This is a genomic window from Streptomyces sp. NPDC049597 (assembly GCF_040675505.1).
Lineage (GTDB): Bacteria > Actinomycetota > Actinomycetes > Streptomycetales > Streptomycetaceae > Streptomyces.
In genome coordinates this window covers 14,438-36,495 of record NZ_JBFAOY010000051.1, presented here as the reverse complement: position 1 = coordinate 36,495, position 22,058 = coordinate 14,438, and the positions used below count along the sequence as shown (strand labels likewise).

18 protein-coding genes are annotated in these 22,058 nt (G+C 71.7%); 9 read left to right on the top strand and 9 right to left on the bottom strand.

The window, feature by feature from the left end; genetic code table 11:
• The 5 genes from AB0K02_RS32290 to AB0K02_RS32270 all read right to left on the bottom strand — a co-directional run.
• Positions 1–2,442: FtsX-like permease family protein (locus AB0K02_RS32290; RefSeq protein WP_365996168.1), on the bottom strand; the 2,442-nt coding region annotated here is incomplete at its 3' end.
• Positions 2,439–3,200 carry an ABC transporter ATP-binding protein gene (locus tag AB0K02_RS32285; protein WP_365996167.1) on the bottom strand — a complete coding sequence of 254 codons (762 nt, stop codon included), beginning with the start codon at positions 3,198–3,200 and terminating at the stop codon, positions 2,439–2,441. The genes AB0K02_RS32285 and AB0K02_RS32290, both read right to left, overlap by 4 nt.
• Before the next feature lie 143 nt (positions 3,201–3,343).
• Positions 3,344–3,982: a PadR family transcriptional regulator gene (locus AB0K02_RS32280; protein WP_365996166.1), complete on the bottom strand. Its 639-nt coding sequence runs from the start codon at positions 3,980–3,982 to the stop codon at positions 3,344–3,346.
• An 84-nt stretch (positions 3,983–4,066) separates the two neighbouring features.
• Complete coding sequence (locus AB0K02_RS32275) at positions 4,067–4,660, bottom strand: hypothetical protein (protein ID WP_365996165.1); 594 nt, start codon at positions 4,658–4,660, stop codon at positions 4,067–4,069.
• A 215-nt stretch (positions 4,661–4,875) separates the two neighbouring features.
• Positions 4,876–6,477: a protein kinase gene (locus tag AB0K02_RS32270; protein ID WP_365996164.1), complete on the bottom strand. Its 1,602-nt coding sequence runs from the start codon at positions 6,475–6,477 to the stop codon at positions 4,876–4,878.
• Positions 6,478–6,781: 304 nt separating this feature from the next.
• Here AB0K02_RS32270 and AB0K02_RS32265 point away from each other — a divergent pair, with 304 nt between their 5' ends.
• Positions 6,782–8,323, top strand: coding sequence for a protein kinase (locus AB0K02_RS32265; RefSeq protein WP_365996163.1), 1,542 nt, complete (start codon positions 6,782–6,784; stop codon positions 8,321–8,323).
• A gap of 17 nt (positions 8,324–8,340) precedes the next feature.
• Here the strand turns inward: AB0K02_RS32265 and AB0K02_RS32260 are convergent, their stop codons facing one another.
• Positions 8,341–9,351 carry a phosphotransferase gene (locus AB0K02_RS32260; protein WP_365996162.1) on the bottom strand — a complete coding sequence of 337 codons (1,011 nt, stop codon included), beginning with the start codon at positions 9,349–9,351 and terminating at the stop codon, positions 8,341–8,343.
• Positions 9,352–10,204: 853 nt separating this feature from the next.
• Here AB0K02_RS32260 and pdhA point away from each other — a divergent pair.
• From pdhA to AB0K02_RS32235, 5 genes are all read left to right on the top strand, one after another.
• Positions 10,205–11,353: a pyruvate dehydrogenase (acetyl-transferring) E1 component subunit alpha gene (pdhA, locus tag AB0K02_RS32255; RefSeq protein WP_365996161.1), complete on the top strand. Its 1,149-nt coding sequence runs from the start codon at positions 10,205–10,207 to the stop codon at positions 11,351–11,353.
• A 2-nt stretch (positions 11,354–11,355) separates the two neighbouring features.
• Positions 11,356–12,336 (top strand): alpha-ketoacid dehydrogenase subunit beta, encoded by a 981-nt coding sequence (locus tag AB0K02_RS32250; protein WP_365996160.1) that lies wholly within the window; start codon positions 11,356–11,358, stop codon positions 12,334–12,336.
• Between the two features lie 14 nt (positions 12,337–12,350).
• Positions 12,351–13,757 carry a dihydrolipoamide acetyltransferase family protein gene (locus AB0K02_RS32245; protein WP_365996159.1) on the top strand — a complete coding sequence of 469 codons (1,407 nt, stop codon included), beginning with the start codon at positions 12,351–12,353 and terminating at the stop codon, positions 13,755–13,757.
• A gap of 109 nt (positions 13,758–13,866) precedes the next feature.
• Positions 13,867–14,529 carry a GntR family transcriptional regulator gene (locus AB0K02_RS32240; protein ID WP_365996158.1) on the top strand — a complete coding sequence of 221 codons (663 nt, stop codon included), beginning with the start codon at positions 13,867–13,869 and terminating at the stop codon, positions 14,527–14,529.
• On the top strand, positions 14,526–15,833 hold the full coding sequence (locus AB0K02_RS32235; protein WP_365996157.1) for an MFS transporter: 1,308 nt from the start codon (positions 14,526–14,528) through the stop codon (positions 15,831–15,833). The genes AB0K02_RS32240 and AB0K02_RS32235 overlap by 4 nt, the downstream gene beginning before the upstream one ends.
• A gap of 58 nt (positions 15,834–15,891) precedes the next feature.
• Here the strand turns inward: AB0K02_RS32235 and AB0K02_RS32230 are convergent, their stop codons facing one another.
• Positions 15,892–16,716 (bottom strand): maleylpyruvate isomerase family mycothiol-dependent enzyme, encoded by an 825-nt coding sequence (locus AB0K02_RS32230; RefSeq protein ID WP_365996156.1) that lies wholly within the window; start codon positions 16,714–16,716, stop codon positions 15,892–15,894.
• Between the two features lie 169 nt (positions 16,717–16,885).
• Here AB0K02_RS32230 and AB0K02_RS32225 point away from each other — a divergent pair, with 169 nt between their 5' ends.
• Complete coding sequence (locus tag AB0K02_RS32225; protein WP_365996154.1) at positions 16,886–17,692, top strand: carbon-nitrogen family hydrolase; 807 nt, start codon at positions 16,886–16,888, stop codon at positions 17,690–17,692.
• A gap of 1 nt (position 17,693) precedes the next feature.
• Here AB0K02_RS32225 and AB0K02_RS32220 read toward each other — a convergent pair whose 3' ends face one another.
• Complete coding sequence (locus tag AB0K02_RS32220; protein WP_365996153.1) at positions 17,694–18,188, bottom strand: LURP-one-related family protein; 495 nt, start codon at positions 18,186–18,188, stop codon at positions 17,694–17,696.
• Positions 18,189–18,241: 53 nt separating this feature from the next.
• Here AB0K02_RS32220 and AB0K02_RS32215 point away from each other — a divergent pair, with 53 nt between their 5' ends.
• Together AB0K02_RS32215 and AB0K02_RS32210 are read left to right on the top strand one after the other, a co-directional pair.
• Entirely contained in the window at positions 18,242–18,550 is a 309-nt protein-coding gene (locus AB0K02_RS32215) for an antibiotic biosynthesis monooxygenase family protein (RefSeq protein WP_365996152.1), read from the top strand.
• Between the two features lie 79 nt (positions 18,551–18,629).
• On the top strand, positions 18,630–20,468 hold the full coding sequence (locus AB0K02_RS32210) for an NHL domain-containing thioredoxin family protein (protein ID WP_365996151.1): 1,839 nt from the start codon (positions 18,630–18,632) through the stop codon (positions 20,466–20,468).
• A 193-nt stretch (positions 20,469–20,661) separates the two neighbouring features.
• Here AB0K02_RS32210 and AB0K02_RS32205 read toward each other — a convergent pair whose 3' ends face one another.
• Positions 20,662–21,957, bottom strand: coding sequence for a M18 family aminopeptidase (locus AB0K02_RS32205; RefSeq protein WP_365996150.1), 1,296 nt, complete (start codon positions 21,955–21,957; stop codon positions 20,662–20,664).
• Positions 21,958–22,058 lie beyond the last annotated feature (101 nt).

Below are 22,058 nucleotides of genomic sequence, written 5' to 3'. Positions count from 1 at the left end.
CGCCAGCAGCACGATGCTGTTCTCGCTGGTGTAGCCCTCCTCGATGTGCAGGCTGACGTCCGCGCCCGTCCTGGCCAGCTCGTCGTCGAGCTTCTGACGCTGTTCGGTGCTGGGCATCTCGTCGGTCGAGAAGTAGGCGCCGATCGGGACGGTGTCGAAGCCGGCCTTCTTGGCCGCCGCCGGCGGCACGACGAGCCTGACGCCGTAGGTCTCCGGCGTGCCGGTGGCCTGGTGGACGGGCAGGCTCCTGATCTCGCCGGGAGCCTCCTTGCCCTGCTCCACGGCCCTGTCGGCGGCCTCGCTGTCGGTGATCAGCCGGATGTCGACCGAGCCTTGGGCGTTGACGTTGCGCTTGTCGAAGGAGACCACCCGGCCGGCTGCCAGAGCCTTCTCGGTGGCCGGATCCTCGATGCCGAGCACCTTGAGCAGTTTCTCGTCGCCGACGAGAAGCCCGCCCTCGGCCGGCACCCCGTAGCCGTTGGATTCCTGGCAGCGCCAGTCGTCGGCGAGCTTGCGGCGTTCGGCCTTGCTGAACCTGGCGGCGGGGTCCTCGTCGGGCTTGACCGAGTCCGACGCCCACAGGGGGCACTCGTTGGCTTTGGGCACGATCACTTCGTAGCGGCCGCAGCCCTCGCCCTGCTCGTACATCGAGCAGTTCTTCTTGCCGACGGTGATGCGGTCCACATCGGCCCGCACGTTGACGGGCAGCAGTTTCTGCACCGTGGCACGCACGCCCGGGACGTCGCGTCCGCCCGCCTCGTCGATCATCACCGAGACGGCTCCGTGCGGCAGTTGCGCCTGGTACTCGGCCCTGCGCTGGTTGTCGTCGCTCGCCGCGTACGTCGCCACGGCCACCGTGCCCGCGACCGCGGCCAGTACCGCGGCGACAGCGGGAGCCGTACGTCCCCGGTTGCGCACGGCGTCGCGCAGCGCGAGCCGCGGGGAGAGCGGCAGCAGACGGCCGGTCCGGCCGAACAGTCCGACCAGGGCCGGTGTCAGCGCGACCACGCCCAGCTCGGCGATGGCGCTGCCGCCCGCCACCACGGCGAACTGATCCGTCATCGTGGACCCGTACAGCGCGATCGAGGCGCCGAGGATCACCGCCGCCAGGCCGACGACGGGCAGCACACGGCTGCTCCTGCGCACGCCGCGGCGTCCGGTGAGGGAGGCCAGGACGGACTGCCGGGACGCCGTGATCGCGGGGACGATCGCGGCCAGCAGACCGGTCAGCACGGCCAGCAGGGCGATCGCGAGGAGTTCCAGGGGCCGTATGTCGAAGCTGCCGAAGCGCTGGCCTATGTAGTCCTCCAGCACCGGCTGGAGGGCGAAGGTCAGGACCAGGCCGAGCAGGGTCCCCACGACGGCCGCGGCGACGCCGATCACCAGACCGCCCGCGAGGACGATGGCCCGGATGTGGCGGCGGTCACCGCCGTTGGCTCCCACGAGACCCAGCTGACGGCGCGAGCGGCGTGCCCCCACGGCGAACGCGGGACCGGCGAGCAGGCAGATCTCCAGCATGGCCAGACCGACGACCGTGGCCACGGCGGCGAGCGCGGCGGCCTTGGCGGCGGTGCTCTCCTCGTACTTGCCCCAGTCCTCCTTCTGGAACAGCGGCACCTCGGAGTCGGCGGGCGGGTTCAGGGACACCGCGCGCGAAAGGACCGTCACACCCTTGGCGTTGATCTCCTGGACCTTGTTCCACGTGAAACCACCGGGCGCGGTGACGAGAAGGGTCGTGGAGGCCGAGGGCCCCGGCAGCCCGGCCGCCTCCAGAGCCTCGGAGAGCGGGGGGATCAGAGCGCCGGGAAGGGCGTTGACCTGGTCGGCGTCCAGCTGGTCGGGGAGCTCGTACGCACCGACGATCGTGTACGCGCGGTCGAGGCCGCGCGCGGTCAGCTTCGAGCCGACTTTCAGACCGCTGCTCTCGAGGAAGTGCGTGGTGGTGGCGACCTCGTCGGACTTCTGCGGCAGCCTGCCGCTGACGACCGGCATGATGCCCCGGGCCATCGGGTCGGAGGCCTTCAGCTCACGGATCTCCGCCGACAGCAGACCGTGGGCCGTGCGGAGCTTGGCGTAACCCGTCGTGTCGGTCAGCGTCTTGGCGCCTGCGGGCAGGGCCTTGGCGATGTCCGTGCTGCCCTCGGGAAACGGCTTGTCGTCGAAGTCCTCGACCGGAGCGTAGGTGTTGCCGTCCGGGGCCTGGAGGATCGGGACGCCTCCCATGCCGGGGTCGGAGAGCCGTGCGTCCGCGGCGCCGATCCGTCGCGCCAGGCTCTGCTCGGTCGACAACTCGGCGCTGCGCACGGTGAGATCGGCGGCGCTCACCCCGAGGATGGGCAGCGCGATCATCGCGAGAACAAGGAAGCTGCGCCCTTTGGAGCGCCAGGCGTCGCGGCGCGCGATACGGATCGCGGCCCGCCAGGAGTGGTACCAGGTCGTCACAGCTCGGCCGCCTGGCCCGAGAGCAGCGAGTCCGCCTCACTGCGGACGGTCTGGTCGACGACCGCGCCGTCCCGCAGGAACACGACCCGGTCGGCCCATGCGGCGAACCGGGGCTCGTGGGTGACCAGGATGCCGGCCGCGCCGGCGTCGCAGCGTGCCCGCAGCAGCGCGAGGACGGACTCTCCGGTCTCGGAGTCGAGGGCGCCCGTGGGCTCGTCTGCGAGCACGAGCCGGCGCTCGCCCACGAGGGCGCGGGCGATGGCGACGCGTTGCTGCTGACCGCCGGACATCTCGTCGGGGAAGCGGTCGGCGAGGTGGCCGAGTTCCATCTCCGCGAGGGCCGTGAGGGCTTCGGTGCGCGCCTTGCGGGCCGAGACGCCGTCGAGTTCACGCGGCAGGGCGACGTTCTCGGCGGCGGTGAGGGCGGGGATGAGGTTGTAGTCCTGGAAGACGTACCCGATGCTGCGGCGGCGCAGGGCGGCGAGCGTCTTGCGGTCCGCGGTGGTGATGTCCGTGTTCTCGACGATCACCCGCCCCGACGTGGGGGTGTCGAGCCCGCCCGCGATGGTGAGGAGGGTCGACTTGCCGGATCCCGACGGGCCCATGACGGCGACGAGTTCACCGGGGAAGACGTCGAGGTTGATGCCGCGCAGGGCGTGCACCTCGGTGGCTCCGCTGCCGTGGACGCGCGTCAGCTGCTGGAGTTGCAGCACGGGCTGCCGGGACGAGAGTGGCTGTGGTGACGGGTGTTGGGACATGAGTGGTTTCCCCCTTGAGCGGGTGAGTACACACGGGCGGTGTACGAGAGGCGAAAGGGGCCTCGGGAGGCCGGAGGGCAGCCGGGGCGGACGCCCGGGGCATACGGGATGCCGCCTGCCCGTCGAAGAAGCCGCAGCGGGTGCTACGCCGGTCCGGTGCGCCGGCCGGAGGCCGACCTCCGGTCCGGCGCGGACGACGGCGAGGGAGGCGCGGCCGGCGGCGATTCCTGCTGGGCCGCCGCTGAGAGCCTGGTGAGCCTCATCTCGCAGTGGTCGAGCCAGCGGGCCTCCGCCTCGGTCTGGAAGATCAGCTGTTCCAGCACCAGCAGCCAGGCCACGTCGTCGCGTTCGCGGGAGCCGCCGCTCTCGATCGCGGCCAGCGCCTGCGCCTTGAGCCGGGTGTAGTCCTGCATCGCCTTCACGGAGTGACGGCGCTGGGACTGGATCACGGAGCGGATGTCCACGCCGGGCGTCCCGACCGCCATGGCGAGCTTGATGGCGAGCTCGTCACGGGGCGGACTGCTGCGGTCCACGGGCGCCGCGAACCACTGGCGGAGCTCGGCGCGGCCCTGGTCGGTGATGACGTAGAGCGTGTGACCCGCCTCGTCCTCGCCGTCCTGGGCGACCATGCCGTCGCGTTCGAGGCGGCCGAGGGTCGTGTAGACCTGGCCGACGTTCAGCGGCCAGGTGGCACCGGTGCGCGACTCGAACTCGGAGCGGAGCTGGGAGCCGTAGCGAGGGCCGGGTTCCAGGAGGGCGAGAAGGCCGTGGCGGATCGACATACTCAGTATGTATACCGGGTATGCTCGCTGCCGCCAACCGTCCTCCGAAGGACGTGCGGGTCCGTCTTGAGGAGGACGGGTGCGTCAGCGGCGGCGCAGACGGATGCCGAGGAAGCCGATCCCGAGGCCCATCAGAGCCATGCCGACGCCCAACGACAGCGGGGAGATCTGGTGTGCGGCCGGCGCTGGGACGGAATGAGGATCCTGGTCACCTGCCTCGGCCGGGGACCAGTGCGGCGCCGCGGTCGACCCCACGCCCGCGGATCCGGCCTCCTCGTCCCCTCGGGGCGCCCCGTCGTCCGCCGGAGGGGGATCGTCCCACGCGTCCGCCGTTCGGGGCACCTGCGCCGGTGCGGAGAGGGACGGCGCCGCGGAGCGGGAGGGCTGGGGCGGGCGCCGCGCGGGCTCGGAGGCGCCAGGCGTGATGGCGCTGCGCGAGGGGTCCAGGGACGGGCTCGCGCTCCCGGTCGCCGTCGGCTGCTGCCGCCCGGGCCGCGGCCGGCCCTGGCCGGCCTGCCGCCCGGCGAAGGAGGTCGAGGGCGAGGGTGAGGCCCTCACGACGGGCAGGGGCCCGGGGGGCGCGGACGGCTCGGCGTGCGCGGCCGGTGCGAGGGGGAGGGTCGTCAGCGCGAGCGATGCGACGGTGATCGCGCACCGGGCGCGGAGTTGTGGAATCACCGGAGGGCCTCCCGTGACGGGGCACCGAGTCGCCGACTGATCGAGAACGGACTCAGCGTCACATGGGGGAACACATCCGGCATCTTGGGCGGCTCGTCGAGCGGCGCCGCCTGGATGCGACGGCCGAGGCCCGGTGCACGCACGGTGTACCGGGCCTCGGCCGAACGGCGTATCAGGTGCTGCCCCCCGAAGCCCCCCGAAGCCGCCCGGGCGGATCAGTCCGGATAGCCGGTGGAGACCTGGAGAGTGAAGGTGGCGTTGTCCTCGGACACCTCGGTGTCGGCCAGCGGGAACTGGGTGATCACGATGTCCTTGCCCCACTGGGCGCTGGGGACCTTCTCGACGTTGATCTTCCAGCCCTGGGTGTCGGCGCACTCCTTCACCGACAGGATGTCCTTGTAGACGAAGTCGGGCGCCTGGACCTTCGACGGGTCGTCATAGCCCTCCTGGGCGTCCGAGCACTTCGTCTTGTCGATGGTCCGGTTGCGCTCGGGGCCCTTGTAACCAGCCGTCTGCGACGTGCTCGTCGACGGGTCGCCGCCCCCGCTCGCCTCCGGCCCCGAGTCGTCGCCGCTCAGCGCGATCGCCGTGACCAGGCCGCCGACGGCGAGGAGCGCCACCGCGGCGGCGCCCACGATCACCGGCATGTTCCGCCGCCCGCCGCCCGACGGGGGCGCCGACGCCGGCGACATGGTGTACGGCGGCGGCGTGGAGGCCGCCGGAGGCTGCGTCTGGTACGCCGGAGCCGGGGTCGGGTAGCCGTAGTGCGGCGTGGGCGCCGGGGCCGGGGTGGGCGGACCGTACGGGCCCGGCTGGTACGGCGTCTGGACGCTCTGCGGGGCGGGCGTCGACTGGTCCAGCGGCGGGAAGACGGCGGAGCCGACACCCGAACCGCTGTTCGCCGGCGCGCCGCCGATGATCACGGGAGCACCGGTCATGCCGGCGCTCGCGACCCTGGCGCACTCGTCGCGCATCGCGGCCGCGCTCGGGAAACGCTCGTTCGGGTTCTTCTTCAGCGCCCGGCTGACGAGCGCGTCCATCGCCGGCGTGAGGGAGCGGTTGATCGCCGACGGGGCGACGGGCTCCTCCTGCACGTGCGCGTACGCGATGGCGAGCGGCGAGTCCGCGTCGAAGGGCAGCCGTCCGGTCAGCAGCTGGAAGAGCATGATGCCGACCGAGTACAGGTCGGAGCGGGCGTCCACGCCGCGGCCGAGGGCCTGCTCGGGCGACAGGTACTGGGGTGTGCCGACGACCATGCCGGTCTGCGTCATGGAGGTGACGCCCGACTGCATGGCGCGGGCGATGCCGAAGTCCATGACCTTGACCACACCGCGCTTGGTCATCATCACGTTGCCGGGCTTGATGTCGCGGTGAACCAGGCCCATCTCGTGGCTGGCCTCCAGCGCGGCCAGCACGTCGGCGGTGACCTTGAGTGCCTTGTCGGCGGGCATCGCCCCGTACTGCTGGATGTCCGCGGCGAGGACCGAGCCGAGCGGCCGGCCCTCCACGTACTCCATGACGATGTAGGGCATGAGGGAGCCGTCCAGCTCGTCCTCGCCCGTGTCGAACACCGAGACGATGTTGGTGTGGGACAGCTTGGCGACGGCCTGCGCCTCGCGGCGGAAGCGCTCGCGGAAGGACTGCTCCCGGCCGAGCTCCGTGTGGAGCGTCTTGATCGCGACCTGGCGGTCCAGCGCGGAGTCGTACGCCAGATACACGGACGCCATGCCGCCTTCGCCGAGCAGGTCGCGAAGCTGGTACCGGCCGCCCGCTACGGAACCGCCCGCGTAGCGGCCCTGTGCGCCGTCCTGGCTCATCTCGTGCTTCCCCCTGTGCGCGCGGTGGCCGCGGCTGATCCGGATTTACGGGCCAAGTCTGCCCGAGGGCAACGACACGTCAAGCCGGGGGCCCGTTCCGTGACGGTACGCACAACAAGCGTCTCGGAAGCGTTACAGGAACAGCATGGAATTTGCGTGGGCCGGTGGACTGCGGCTTTGATGGCCGGTCTCCTTCGAAACCGGCCTGTCGTCCGAAGGCTGTAGCGTGGCGTGGCACAAGCACCCTGAGGACAGCGGCCCGCACGCACATCACGCAAGCGGACAGATACGACGGCGAGGACTGATGGCACCCGAACCCGAAGCAGACGGCGGCGGAGTGCCGGAGTCGGCGGACTGGGGCATCGGCGGACTGGTCGGTGACGGCCGTTACCGGCTGACGCACCGTCTCGGCCGCGGCGGCATGGCCGAGGTGTTCGCGGCGGAGGACGTACGGCTCGGCCGTACCGTCGCCGTCAAGCTGCTGCGCGCCGACCTCGCCGAGGACCCCGTCTCCAAGGCCCGTTTCACGCGCGAGGCGCAGTCGGTCGCCGGCCTCAACCACCATGCCGTGGTGGCGGTCTACGACTCCGGCGAGGACGTCGTCGGCAGCCAGACCGTGCCCTACATCGTGATGGAGCTCGTCGAGGGCCGCACGATCCGCGATCTGCTGGTCAACGCCGAAGCCCCGCCGCCCGAACAGGCGTTGATCATCGTCTCCGGCGTGCTGGAGGCCCTCGCCTACTCGCACCAGCACGGCATCGTGCACCGCGACATCAAGCCCGCCAACGTCATCATCACCAACTCCGGCGCGGTGAAGGTGATGGACTTCGGCATCGCCCGCGCCCTGCACGGCGCGCAGTCGACGATGACGCAGACCGGCATGGTCATGGGCACGCCGCAGTACCTCTCCCCCGAGCAGGCGCTGGGCAAGGCCGTCGACCACCGTTCCGACCTGTACGCCACGGGCTGCCTGCTCTACGAACTGCTCGCGCTGCGGCCCCCGTTCACCGGTGAGACGCCGCTCTCGGTCGTCTACCAGCACGTGCAGGACATCCCGGTCCCGCCGTCGCAGGTCCTGGACGCGGTACCGCCGGAGCTCGACGGCCTGGTGATGCGCTCGCTCGCGAAGGACCCGGACGACCGGTTCCAGAGCGCCGAGGAGATGCGCGGACTCGTCCAGTACGCCCTGCAGATGCTCCAGCAGCAGGGCGGCCACACGGGCGTCTGGAACACCGGCCCGGTCGACCTGTACGACCCCGGGAACACCCCGCCCGGCGGCATGACCGGACCGACCGCGGTGCACCCGGTGCACGGCGAGACCTCCCAGGGCCCGATCCTGCCGCCGCCGAACCCGCACGACGGCGGCTACGACGGCATGCACCACGGCGGCCGGCGCAGCGGCCGCGGCAAGGTGTGGCTGCTGGCCGCGCTCGCGGTCGTCGCGGTGGTCGCCGGCATCGCGTTCGCGCTCAACAAGGGGAACAGCTCCGGCAAGAACCCCGACACCACGCCGTCGGTCACGCAGACACCGTCCACGCCGGAGGAGACGCCGACGCCGTCCGACGAGGAGACGGAACCGACCGAGGACCCGGACACCACGACCGGGGGCAACCAGCAGCCGTCCTGGACGCCGTCCGACATCCCGTCGTACACGCCGAGCACCCCGTATACGCCCTCCGGCGACCCGACGACCGGTGACCCGACCGACGGCCCCACGGACGATCCCACCGACGCCCCGACGGGCGACCCGACCGACATCCCGACGGACCCGACGGACGTCCCCACCGACCCGGCGGGTGGCACGGACGGCGGGAACGGGGACACCTCGGGGACCGAAGGCGGCTGAGACCGCCGCACGAGGGGTCACCCGGCGAAGGCGTCACACACCGCCTCGTACTCCCGCGTCCACCAGACCGCCAGGGCCGACGCCGCAGGAAACTGCGGGTCGGCCCTTCGGTCGTGGAGCTGGTAGCGCCAGCGCAGTATCCAGAAGTCGTTGAGCCGCTCCCACCACACCCGGTGGACCGCCGCGGCCAGTTCGGCCGCGTCCGCGCCCGCCGCGCGCCGGTAGGCCCGCGCGTACGCCCGGACCTTCGCCAACTCCAGCTGCCCGGCGGGCTGGACGAAGAAGATCGCGGCGGCCCGTACCGCCTCCTCGGCCCGCGGCTGGACGCCGAGGCGGTCCCAGTCGACGATCGCGGCGGGCTCGGCGCCCCGGTACAGCAGGTTCAGCGGGTGGAAGTCGCCGTGGACCCAGCCGCCCCCGCCGCCCGGTGGCGGCCTGCGGTCCGCGTACTGGGCCAGCAGCGCCCGGCGCTGGAGCAGCCGGTGCTCGGCCAGGGTGTCGAACGAGTCGCGCGGGCGGCTGCCGCGGGCCAGCTCCAGCAGCTCGTCGACGAGCGCGAACGTCTCCTTCGGGTCGGCGCTGTCGTACGCGGTCCTCCGGCTCGCCGCGCCGTCCATGACCTGGGCCAGACACGTGTGCACCACCCCCAGCAGAGCGCCGAGCCGCCGGGACTGGGCGGTGCTGAGCTGGGCGCCGTCGCGGTGCCGGCCGTCGACCCAGGGGTGCAGGGCGTAACAGCGGCCGCCGATCACGGCCACCGTGCCCCCGCCGGCGTCCTCCAGGGGCGGCGCGACCGGGACGCCGAGCGCCTGGAGCCTGCGGGTGGCCTTGTGCTGACGGGCGATGGCGGCCTGGTCTCCGTCGAGGTGGTGCTTGAGGAAGTAGGCGCCGCGGGTGGTGGAGAGGCGGTAGCCGCGATTGAGGAGGCCCTGGGCGACGGGACGGCAGGAGAGCGGTTCGCCCACGGTGTCGTAGCGGCGCAGAAGGGCGTCGACGGGGGGCACAGCGGTAGCAGATGAGCGCGGCACCCGCCAGATGTTAGATCACGCTGCGTGTCGCGCCGGTTGCTCTTCGGAAGCCGCCGACCCCGAGCACGCGTGCCGAAACCGCGGGTCGACGCGCCGGTGGACCGGGTCGATGCCCGGCCGTCGATCCTGTGCGTCCGGGCGCCGGACGGGCCCCAGCGGCTCGTCATTAGCCCGGACGGGTGACACGCCCGGGTGGGTACGGCGATGACGCATGCTCCCGAGCGCGGCCGTGATCGCGTCGAAAGAGCCTTCGTCCTCGGCGAACGAACGCGCGTCGGACTTTTGATGTTCTCGTTCTGCGAACGGACTCGCGGCACACCGCCACATCGCTTTCGTCCGGCAGCCGCATGTCGCCAATCGCCGCACCCGGAGCGGTGGCGGGGATCCTGACCTGGGAATTCTCCGTCGAACCGGCCTCGCTCAGGACCTTGGTTCCCGGTGTGGCCGAAAGAGGTCCGTGGATGCCGGGACTCACTCCCTCGTGGTCGTCGGGAAGGAATATGGGGACTTTTCCCCCTTCGTGTACCTGGGGCGTCTCACATGTTGACTCTTCCCGTGCCCGGGGTGTGCGGGATAACGTGCCTTCGTTCCGGCGGTCCGCACGGCCCTGACCAGTGGCGTTCCCGCATTTCCTCGATTTACTTGGAAATCCAAGCAAAATCGCAGGTCAAATGGGGTTTCGCAGTAATGCTGCGCACTGGGTAACGTGCCTTTGACAGGACGTTCGCCGGGGCACCTGTCACGCCCGAATCCGGCCGCGTCGCACCCACCCCGTGCACCGGTCCGGACACGGGCGAGCCGCACTGGCCACACCGGCGGACCCCGGGGGCCGGACCGACGGAGGAGCACGCACGTGACCGTGGAGAGCACTGCCGCGCGCAAACCGCGACGCAGCAGCAAGCGCGTCAGCGCCGCGAAGAAGCCACAGAGTTCCGAGCCCCAGCTCGTACAGCTGCTGACGCCCGAGGGTGAGCGCGTCCAGCACCCGGATTTCGACATCGACCTGAGCGCCGAGGAACTGCGCGGGCTGTACCGCGACATGGTCCTCACACGCCGGTTCGACGCCGAGGCCACCGCCCTGCAGCGCCAGGGCGAGCTGGGCCTGTGGGCCTCGCTGCTGGGCCAGGAGGCCGCCCAGATCGGTTCGGGACGCGCCCTGCGCGACGACGACTACGTCTTCCCGACCTACCGCGAGCACGGCGTCGCCTGGTGCCGCGGGGTCGACCCGACGAACCTGCTGGGCATGTTCCGCGGTGTCAACCACGGAGGCTGGGACCCGAACAGCAACAACTTCCACCTGTACACGATCGTCATCGGCTCGCAGACGCTGCACGCCACCGGCTACGCGATGGGCGTGGCCAAGGACGGCGCCGACTCGGCCGTGATCGCGTACTTCGGCGACGGCGCGTCCAGCCAGGGCGACGTCGCCGAGTCCTTCACCTTCTCCGCGGTCTACAACGCGCCGGTGGTGTTCTTCTGCCAGAACAACCAGTGGGCGATCTCCGAGCCGACCGAGCGCCAGACCCGCGTCCCGCTCTACCAGCGTGCGCAGGGCTACGGCTTCCCCGGCATCCGCGTCGACGGCAACGACGTCCTCGCCTGCCTCGCGGTCACCCGCTCCGCGCTGGAGCGAGCCCGCCGGGGCGAGGGCCCGACCCTGGTCGAGGCGTTCACCTACCGCATGGGCGCCCACACCACCTCCGACGACCCGACCCGGTACCGGCACGACGAGGACCGTGCCGCCTGGGAGGCCAAGGACCCGATCCAGCGCCTGCGGACGTACCTGGAGAACGAGGGCCACGCCGACGCGGCCTTCTTCGCCGCGCTGGACGAGGAGAGCGACGTGCTCGCCAAGCGGGTGCGCGAGGCGGTACGGGCCATGCCCGACCCCGACGACATGGCGATGTTCGACCACGTGTACGCGGACGGGCACGCGCTCGTCGACGAGGAGCGCGCGCAGTTCGCCGCCTACCAGGCGTCGTTCGTCGAGGAGGGCAACTAGTCATGGCGGTACAGAAACTCCCGCTCGCGAAGGCGCTCAACGAGTCGCTGCGCAAGGCCCTGGAGACCGACCCCAAGGTCCTGATCATGGGCGAGGACGTCGGCAAGCTCGGCGGCGTCTTCCGTATCACCGACGGGCTGCAGAAGGACTTCGGCGAGGACCGGGTCATCGACACCCCGCTCGCCGAGTCCGGCATCGTCGGCACCGCGATCGGCCTGGCCCTGCGCGGCTACCGCCCGATCGTGGAGATCCAGTTCGACGGCTTCGTCTTCCCGGCGTACGACCAGATCGTCACGCAGCTCGCGAAGATGCACGCCCGCGCGCTCGGCAAGGTCAAGCTGCCCGTCGTCGTCCGTATCCCCTACGGCGGGGGCATCGGCGCGGTCGAGCACCACTCCGAGTCCCCCGAGGCGCTCTTCGCGCACGTCGCGGGCCTCAAGGTGGTCTCCCCGTCCAACGCCTCCGACGCCTACTGGATGCTCCAGCAGGCCGTCCAGAGCGACGACCCGGTGATCTTCTTCGAGCCGAAGCGGCGCTACTGGGACAAGGGCGAGGTCGACACCGAGGCGATCCCCGGCCCGCTGCACACCGCGCGCGTCGCCCGGGCAGGCACCGACATCACCCTCGCCGCCTACGGCCCGATGGTGAAGGTCTGCGTCGAGGCCGCGGCCGCGGCGGCCGAGGAGGGCAGGTCCGTCGAGGTCCTCGACCTGCGCTCGATGTCCCCGATCGACTTCGACACGATCCAGACGTCCGTCGAGAAGACCGGCCGGCTGGTCGTCGTCCACGAGGCCCCCGTCTTCTACGGCTCCGGCGCGGAGATCGCCGCCCGTATCACCGAGCGGTGCTTCTTCCACCTGGAGGCCCCGGTGCTGAGGGTCGGCGGCTTCCACGCCCCGTACCCGCCGGCCCGCCTGGAGGAGGAGTACCTCCCGGGACTGGACCGGGTGCTGGACGCCGTCGACCGCTCGCTCGCGTACTGAGGAGTGCCGTGACCATGACCGCAGACACCTCCCTGCGCTTCCGCGAGTTCAAGATGCCCGACGTGGGCGAGGGACTCACCGAGGCCGAGATCCTCAAGTGGTACGTCCAGCCGGGTGACACCGTCACCGACGGCCAGGTCGTGTGCGAGGTCGAGACGGCGAAGGCGGCCGTCGAGCTGCCGATCCCGTACGACGGCGTCGTGCACGAGCTGCGATTCGAGGAGGGCACGACCGTCGACGTCGGCACGTCGATCATCACGATCGACGTGGCTCCCGGGTCGGGACCGGCCGAGGAGCCGCCCCCGGCCGCCACCGAGCCGTCGCTCGCCGCCGCCGAGCCGCAGCCCGCGGCCGAGCCGGAGCCGGAGACCAAGCCGCAGGGCCGCCAGCCGGTCCTCGTGGGCTACGGCGTCGCCGAGTCGTCGACCAAGCGCCGTCCGCGCAAGGCCGCGGCCGGAGCCGTTCCCGAGCAGGCCGCCGCGGCCGCGATCCAGGCCGAGATGAACGGGGCCGCCCCGGCACGCCCGCGCCCGCTCGCCAAGCCGCCGGTGCGCAAGCTCGCCAAGGACCTCGGCATCGACCTGGAGACGGTCACGCCCACCGGTCCCGACGGGATCGTCACCCGCGAGGACGTGCACGCCGCCGCGGCACCCGCGCCGGTCGCCGCCCCCGAGCCGGTGACGGCCGAGGCTCCGGCCCGCGTGTCCGTCCCCGCAGGCGCTCGGGAGACCCGTGTCCCGATCAAGGGCGTACGGAAGGCGACCGCCGCCGCGATGGTGGGCAGCGCCTTCACCGCGCCGCACGTCACCGAGTTCGTCACGCTCGACGTGACGCGCACGATGAAGCTGGTCGAGGAGCTGAAGGCCGACAAGGACATGGCGGGGCTGCGGGTCAACCCGCTGCTGCTGATCGCCAAGGCCCTGCTCGTCGCCATCAAGCGGAACCCGGGCATCAACGCCGCCTGGGACGAGGCGAACCAGGAGATCGTCCAGAAGCACTACGTCAACCTGGGCATCGCCGCGGCCACCCCGCGCGGTCTGATCGTGCCGAACATCAAGGACGCGCACGACAAGACCCTGCCGGAACTGGCCGAGGCGCTGGGCGAGCTCGTGGCCACGGCACGCGAGGGCAAGACCACGCCGGCGGCCATGCAGGGCGGCACCGTGACCATCACCAACGTCGGCGTCTTCGGCGTCGACACCGGCACGCCGATCCTGAACCCCGGCGAGTCCGCGATCCTCGCGGTCGGCGCGATCAAGCTCCAGCCGTGGGTGCACAAGGGGAAGGTGAAGCCCCGCCAGGTCACCACGCTCGCGCTCTCCTTCGACCACCGGCTGGTCGACGGCGAGCTGGGCTCCAAGGTCCTCGCCGATGTCGCGGCGATCCTGGAGAACCCGAAGCGGCTCATCACCTGGGCCTGACAGCCGGTTCCACGTGAAACATCCCCGGTGAACCCACCGGGCACGGAAGCCCCGTCCGTATCGCGGACGGGGCTTTCTGGTTGAAGTCTGTTGTATCTATGCTGTGTGCATGCCTGCCGCCTCCGCGCCCCCCGTCAGACAGCCTCCGGCAGCCGACCGCGTCTACACCCACATCAAGCAGGCCGTCCTCGACCGGCAGTACGAGGGCGGGACACTCCTCACCGAGGGCGAGCTGGCCGAGGCCGTCGGCGTCTCGCGCACCCCGGTGCGCGAGGCACTCCTCAAGCTCGAGGTCGAAGGGCTGATCAAGCTCTACCCGAAGAAGGGCGCGCTGGTCCTCGCCGTCTCCGCGCAGGAGATCGCGGACGTCGTCGAAACCCGGCTGCTGGTGGAGGAGTTCGCCGTGCGCAGGGCCGTGCCTGCGCCCGCCGCGCTCATCGACCGGCTCCAGGAGATCCTCGACGAACAGCAGCGGCACGCCGCCGCCGGGGATCTCGCCGCCTTCGCCGTCAGCGACCGCTGCTTCCACGCCGAGATCGTCCGCCACGCGGGCAACGAGATCCTCTCCAAGCTCTACGACCAGCTGCGCGACCGTCAGTTGCGCATGGGCGTCGCCATCATGCAGGCACTCCCCGACCGGGTCACCAGGAACCACACCGAGCACGCCGAGATCCTCGACAGGATCCGGGCCGGTGACGCGGACGGCGCCGCCGAGTGCGTGCGCGCCCACCTCAGCCGCGTCAAGGTGCTGGTTCGGGGTGAGGCCCGGTGAGCGCGTCCTCCTCCGAGGTGTCCCTTCCCGGTGATCCCCCCGGCGGCCGACGGGCCGCCGCCGTCTGGGGCATCGGCGTCGCTGTCTACTTCGTCGCCGTCATCTTCCGTACGTCCCTGGGCGTCGCCGGACTCGACGCCGCCGACCGCTTCGACGTCAACGCCTCGGCCCTGTCGACCTTCTCGATCCTCCAACTCCTCGTCTACGCGGGGATGCAGATACCGGTCGGCCTGATGGTCGACCGGCTCGGCACCAAGAAGGTCCTCACCATCGGCGTGGTGCTGTTCACCGTCGGCCAACTCGGGTTCGCCCTCTCGCCCTCGTACGGCATGGCGCTCGCGTCCCGCGCGCTGCTCGGCTGCGGCGACGCCATGACGTTCATCAGCGTGCTGCGGCTCGGCACCCGCTGGTTCCCCGCCCGGCGCGGCCCCCTCATCGCGCAGATCGCCGCGCTGTTCGGCATGGCGGGCAACCTGGTCTCCACTCTCGTCATCGCCCGCATGCTGCACGGCATGGGCTGGACCGCCACCTTCGCCGGCAGCGCCGCGGCCGGCCTCGTCGTGCTCGTGCTGATGCTGCTCTTCCTCAAGGACCACCCCGAGGGCCACGAGCCGCCGCCCGTCCGGCACGCGGGCGCCGCGTTCGTACGGCGCCAGATCGCCGCGTCCTGGCGCGAGCCGGGCACCCGGCTCGGCATGTGGGTGCACTTCACCACCCAGTTCCCCGCCATGGTGTTCCTGCTGCTGTGGGGAATGCCGTTCCTGGTGGAGGCGCAGGGCCTGACGCGGGAGAGCGTCGGCGCTCTGCTGACCCTGGTCGTGGCGTCCAACATGGTCGTCGGCCTCGTCTACGGGCAGATCATCGCGCGCCACCACGCGGCACGCACCCCGCTGGCGCTCGGCACCATCGGGGCCAGCGCCCTGCTGTGGGCGGCCACCATCGTGTACCCCGGCGGCCCTGCCCCCCTGTGGTTGCTCATCACCCTGTGCGCCGTGCTCGGCGCCTGCGGCCCCGCCTCGATGATCGGCTTCGACTTCGCGCGGCCCGCCAATCCGCCCGAGCGTCAGGGGACGGCGTCGGGCATCGTCAACATGGGCGGTTTCGTCGCCTCGATGACCACACTGCTCGCGGTGGGCGTGCTGCTGGACGCGACCGGCGGCGACTACCGGATCGCGTTCTCGTCCGTCTTCGTGCTCCAGGCACTCGGGGTCGCCCAGATCCTGCGGCTGCGGGCGCGCACGGTGCGGCGCGAGCGCGAGCGCCTGGTGGCCAGCCGGGTGGAGGCCGTGCACGTGCCGGTCTGACGGCCACCCGCGGGGGGTGAGGGCTGGGGGCGGGTGCGCCCGCCCCCCGGCGCCTTCCTCAGGGCGTGACCGCGATGACGCGCAGGATCGCCTCGGCCGCCTCCGCGTCGCCGTCGATCTTGATCCGGTCCGCCACGGCCGCGGGTCGCACCCGGCCGCATGCCAGCCGGTAGAACGTCTCCCAGTCCGTCGTGAACGTCACCAGCGGGCCGAGCGACGGCGAACCGTCCACCGAGCCGCGGCCGTCCGCGTCCACCCGCACGGTCCGCAGGAACTCCACCGGGCCGTTCACGTCGAAGACCACGGCCGAATGGGGCGGCGTGCCCGCGTCCTTGGCGACCACCTTGGGCAGGGCCTCGAGCAGGCAGTCCCGCGTCACGTACGCACCGGGCGAGTCCAGGTTGCCCGGCTTGCCGAGCGCCACGCGCAGATCCTGCTCGTGCACCCACGTGTCGAACGCGCGCATGCGGTAGGCGAGTTCGAGGGTCTGCTCGGCCCCCAGCGGGGCGCGGACCAGAGTGTCGGGGGCGCGGGTCTCGTTGCGCAGCTGACGGGCCCGCCGGATCATCGTGTACTCGAGCTCGGCCGTCATCTCCGGGGACGTGTGGTGCCGGCGCACATCGACCTGCATCTCCATGTAGCGCGCGAAATCGCTCCGCACATGGTAGAGATCGCGCGGCAGCGAGTGGATCGGGCGCGGGTCGCCGAGCATCTCGCACTCCATGCCGATGACATGCGACACGATGTCCCGCACCGACCACGCCGGGCACGGCGTGGCGCGGTTCCACTCCCCCTCGGGGAGCGGCTGCACCAGCTCGGCTATCGACTCGACTGCGTGGGTCCAGGCATCGGCGTAGTTCTGGAGGCTGGGATGGACGGTCACGGGACCCCTCGGCGGTCGTACGCGGGCAAACTGGACTGGCGGCGGTCTGCGGGGGTCCGGGGGTGGCCCCCGGATGAGCACAGTACGCTGCCCGAAGGCACCCCGGCAGTGCTTTCGTGTGACGATCGTAGGCCCGAGTTGACAGCTCGAATGCCAGGACGGTGGTAGTGTGCGCGCCTCGCTCGTACAGATCGCAGTAGACCCGGACGAACCAGTCGAATCCCGCAGGCATCGCGTCGCCGCGCTGGTACGCGAGCAACGGGACGCCGAACTGGTCGTCCTTCCCGAGCTCTGGCCCGTCGGCGCCTTCGCCTACCAGCGGTTCGAGGCGGAGGCCGAGACGCCGGCCGGGCCGACGTACGAGGCGATGGCCGAGGCCGCGCGCGACGCGGGCGTCTGGCTGCACGCCGGCTCGATCGTCGAGAGGGACGGCGACGGCACGCTCTACAACACCGCGCTGGTCATCGCGCCCGACGGCCGGCTGGCCGCCGCCTACCGCAAGATCCACCGCTTCGGCTTCGACAAGGGCGAGGCCGTGATGATGGGCGCCGGTGAGGACCTGGTGACCGTGCCCGTGCCCGGTGCGCTCACCCTCGGCCTCGCCACCTGCTACGACCTTCGCTTCCCCGAGCTGTTCCGCGGCCTCGTCGACGCCGGCGCCCAGGCGCTCGTCGTCCCGGCCGGCTGGCCGGCCCGCCGCCGCGAGCACTGGACCCTGCTGGCCCGCGCCCGCGCCGTCGAGAACCAGGCGTACGTGCTCGCCTGCGGGACCGCGGGCACGCACGCCGACGTCGAACAGGCCGGGCACAGCATCGTCGTGGACCCCTGGGGCGAGGTGCTGGCCGAGGCCGGTCCGGACGAGGAGGTGCTGACCGTGGACCTCGACCCGTCGAAGGTGGACAAGACCCGGGAGCTCTTCCCGGCGCTCAAGGACCGCCGCCTCGGCCTGCCGGTCCCGCCGGTCCGGTCCGCGTAGCTCACCCCTCCTCCCGCTCCTTCTCCGCCATCCGGATCACGCACACCGCGACGGCGATCAGCAGGGCGGCGTCCGCCTCCTCCCGTACGACGTCCACGCCGTACGTGTCCCGCACGGTCAGCCACCGCCGCGAGATGTGCGCCAGCAGTTCGCCCTCGTACTCGATGGCGAACTCCCGGTCCAGGATCCGCCCGCTGACGTCCAGCTCCGTACCGTCGGCGAGCGTGACCCGGTAGTGGTTGCGCAGCAGGGACAGCCGCTTCCTGCGGATCGTGGCGAGCTCTGTCCCCCCCCGCTCGATCGTCATCTCCCCCCGCAGGCTGAGCAGCTTCTGCCGCAGCGTGACGAGCACGTAGCCGTCCGGGTCCTTGAGCTCCAGCGTGTCCCGCAGCCGCAGCGCCTTCCCGTCCACGAGGAAGGCGTGCCGCCCGTGCTCGTCGTCGATCCAGTAGTCGTCGCCGATCGCGAAGATCTTGTCGCGCACCAGGTAGGTCATGAGCGCACGGATTCCCGAAGGAATTGACCGGTATGCCGGATTAGCCTGGTGGTATGAGAGAGGAACTCAAGCACTGGTCCTCGGGGAACTGGCACGTCACAGAAGGGAAGGCCGACGACTTCATCGACGCCTGGACGGAATTCCTGGCGTGGACCAAGGGTGCCAACGAGGGCTTCGTGAAGGCCCGCCTCATCCGCGACGTGTCCGACCCGAACCACTTCGTGTCCTTCGCGGCGTGGCGGAGCCCTGAGGCGGCGGCCGCATGGCAGGGCAGGCCCGAGTTCGCGGACCTCTTCGGGAAGTGCCGGGCACTCTGCGACGACATGACGAGCGGGATCTACGAGTCCACCGTGACGCTCTGACGGCCCGCCGGGGCACGACCCGGCAGCCGGGGCGCACGGCCGTGATCGGGGGGTCATGGGCGGATGGCAAGCTGGAACCATGAACGATGCCGCCCCGGCGCCCACCCCCGCGCCCAGCCGCCGTGCCCGTGTCCGTGCCCCCGAGCTGATCGGCAAGGGCGGCTGGCTGAACACGGGTGACAGGCAGTACACCCTCGCGGACCTGCGAGGGCGCATTGTGATCCTGGATTTCTGGACCTTCTGCTGCATCAACTGCCTCCACGTCCTCGACGAACTGCGCGAGCTCGAGGAGAAGCACCGCGACACCGTGGTGATCATCGGCGTGCACTCGCCGAAGTTCGTCCACGAGGCCGAGCACCAGGCCGTCGTCGACGCCGTCGAGCGGTACCAGGTCCACCACCCCGTCCTGGACGACCCCGAGCTCGCCACGTGGAAGCAGTACGCCGTACGGGCCTGGCCCACGCTCGTCGTCATCGACCCGGAGGGGTACGTCGTCGCCCAGCACGCGGGCGAGGGGCATGCGCACGCCATCGCGAAGCTCGTCGAGGAACTGGAGGCCGAGCACGCGGCGAAGGGGACGCTGCGGCGCGGTGACGGGCCCTATGTGGCCCCCGAGCCCGTGGCCACCGATCTGCGGTTCCCCGGCAAGGCGCTGCTGCTGCCGTCGGGCAACTTCCTCGTGTCCGACTCGACCCGGCACCAGCTCGTGGAGCTGGAGCCGGACGGCGAGAGCGTCGTGCGGCGGATCGGGGACGGCGAGTTCAACGAGCCCCAGGGACTCGCGCTGCTGCCCGACGGTCGCGTCGCCGTCGCGGACACCGTGAACCACGCCATCCGTGCCTACGACCCCGAGACCGGCGCGATCGAGCTGCTCGCCGGGACCGGCAAGCAGTGGTGGCAGGGGTCGGCGACCTCGGGGCCCGCGCTGGAGGTCTCACTGTCGTCGCCGTGGGACGTGGCCTGGTGGAACGGCAGGCTGTGGATCGCGATGGCCGGCGTGCACCAGCTGTGGACGTACGATCCCGAGGCGGGCACCGTGCAGGTCGCCGCGGGCACGACCAACGAAGGCCTGGTGGACGGCCCGGCGGCCGAGGCGTGGTTCGCGCAGCCGTCCGGGCTCGCCGCGACCGAGGACCGGCTGTGGATCGCCGACTCGGAGACCTCGGCGGTCCGCTTCGTCGACCGGGACATGCAGGTCCGCACGGCCGTCGGCACGGGGCTGTTCGACTTCGGGCACCGTGACGGGGACGCCGGACAGGCGCTGCTCCAGCATCCGTTGGGCGTCACCGCGCTGCCCGACGGCTCCGTGGCGATCAGCGACACGTACAACCACGCGCTGCGCCGGTTCGACCCGGCGGCGAACGAGGTCACCACGCTGGCCACCGACCTGCGGGAGCCGAGCGGCGCGGTGCTCGTCGGCGACGACATCGTGGTCGTGGAGTCGGCCCGGCACCGGCTGACCCGGCTGCGGCTGCCGGAGGAGGCCGTGCGCGTGGAGGGCGTCGCCCACCGCACCCAGCGCGCCGCGACCGACGTCGCGCCGGGGGCGCTCCGGCTGGACGTCGTCTTCCAGGCCCCGGCCGGCCAGAAGCTCGACACCCGTTACGGACCCTCGACCCGCCTGCTGGTCTCCTCCACGCCGCCCGAGCTGCTGCGCGCGGGCGAGGGCGCGGGGACGGATCTGAGCCGGGAGCTGGAGCTGAACCCGGAGATCGCCGAGGGCGTGCTGCACGTGTCGGCCATGGCCGCGTCCTGCGACGACCCTGCTGGGGGCACCTCCCAGACCGGAGGCTCTGGGGGAGAGTACCCGGCCTGCCATGTGCATCAGCAGGACTGGGGCGTTCCGGTGCGTCTCACCGCCGGCGGTGCCGACCGGCTGCCGCTCGTCCTGGCGGGGATGGACCCGGCGGCCGGGTAGACGAGGCGGTCCCGAGGCGGTCAGCGTGCCATGGCCGCCTCGGCGAGGCCCTTCGTCAGGTCGTCCTTGTCCGTTCGCCGCGTCGCGGGCGGCGGCACCAGGTGACGGTCGTCGGTGACGGAGCCGAACCGCCGGCCAGGAGGTCGCCTTCCTGCCGGCCGGCCGGGCCGGTCGGGCCGGTCGGGTGTGCGGCTCAGCCTTCCAGGAACGCCACCAGCGCGTTGGCCAGCAGGTACGGGTCGTCCGCGCCGCACAGTTCGCGGGCGCTGTGCATCGACAGGATCGCGACGCCGATGTCCACCGTCGCGATGCCGTGCCGGGCCGCGGTGATGGGGCCGATGGTGGTGCCGCACGGCATCGCGTTGTTCGACACGAACGTCTGCCACGGCACGCCGGCCTTCTCGCAGGCCGCGGCGAACACGGCCCGGCCGCTGCCGTCGGTGGCGTAGCGCTGGTTGACGTTCACCTTGAGGATGGGCCCGCCGTTGGCGCGGGGGTGGTGCGTGGGGTCGTGGCGCTCGCCGTAGTTGGGGTGGACGGCGTGGCCGGTGTCGGAGGACAGGCAGATGCTTGCGGCGAAGGCGCGGGCCCGGTCCTCCAGGGTGCCGCCGCGGGAGAACACCGAGCGCTCCAGCACCGAACCGAGCAGCGGTCCCTCGGCGCCGGTGTCGGACTGGGAGCCGTTCTCCTCGTGGTCGAAGGCGGCGAGGACGGGGATGTACGGCAGGTCGCCGGAGGCGGCGACCGCGGTCAGGGCGGCCGTGCCCGCATGGACGGACAGGAGGTTGTCCATACGGGGACCGGCCAGGAGTTCGCGGTCGCGGCCGAGGTAGGCGGGCGGTTCGACGGCGTGGACCATCAGGTCCCAGCCGGTGATCTCGCCCTCGCCGACGCCCGACTCCTGCTCCAGGAAGCGGATCAGGCCGCCCTCCTCGATGTCGCCGAGTCCCCAGACGGGCTGCATGTGGCGCTGGCGGTCCAGCTTGAGGCCGTCGGTGTTGACCGAGCGGTCCAGGTGGACGGCGAGCTGGGGGACGCGGAGCAGCGGGCGGTCGACGTTGACGAGCCGGTGCGAGCCGTCGCGCAGCGTCAGCCGGCCGGCCAGGCCGAGGTCGCGGTCGAGCCAGGTGTTGAGGAGCGTCCCGCCGTAGATCTCGACGGCGATCTGCCGCCAGCCGTGGGAGCCGGTGTCCGGCAGCGGCTTGACCCGCAGGTTGGGGGAGTCGGTGTGGGCGCCGACGATGCGGAAGGGGGTGTGGGCGGAGGCGCCTTCCGGTACGTACCAGGCGATCAGCGCGCCGCCGCGCAGCACGTACCGGCCGCCTGTGGAGCCGTCCCAGGAATCGGTCTCCAGCAGGTGGCGGAAGCCGGCCTTCTCCAGCCGCTCGGCGGCCTCGGCCACGGCGTGGTACGGCGAGGGTGCTGCCGTCAGGAAGGACATGAGGTCGTCGGTGTGACCGCGGTCGAAGCGGGGGGATGGGCTGCTCATGGGTTCACCTTAACGAGGGGTGTACACGCGCCGGTTGCCAATGCGCGGCACCCCAGGTGGGCGGCTCGCCGCGCTCCGCCGCGACGGTCTCGACGCGGCAG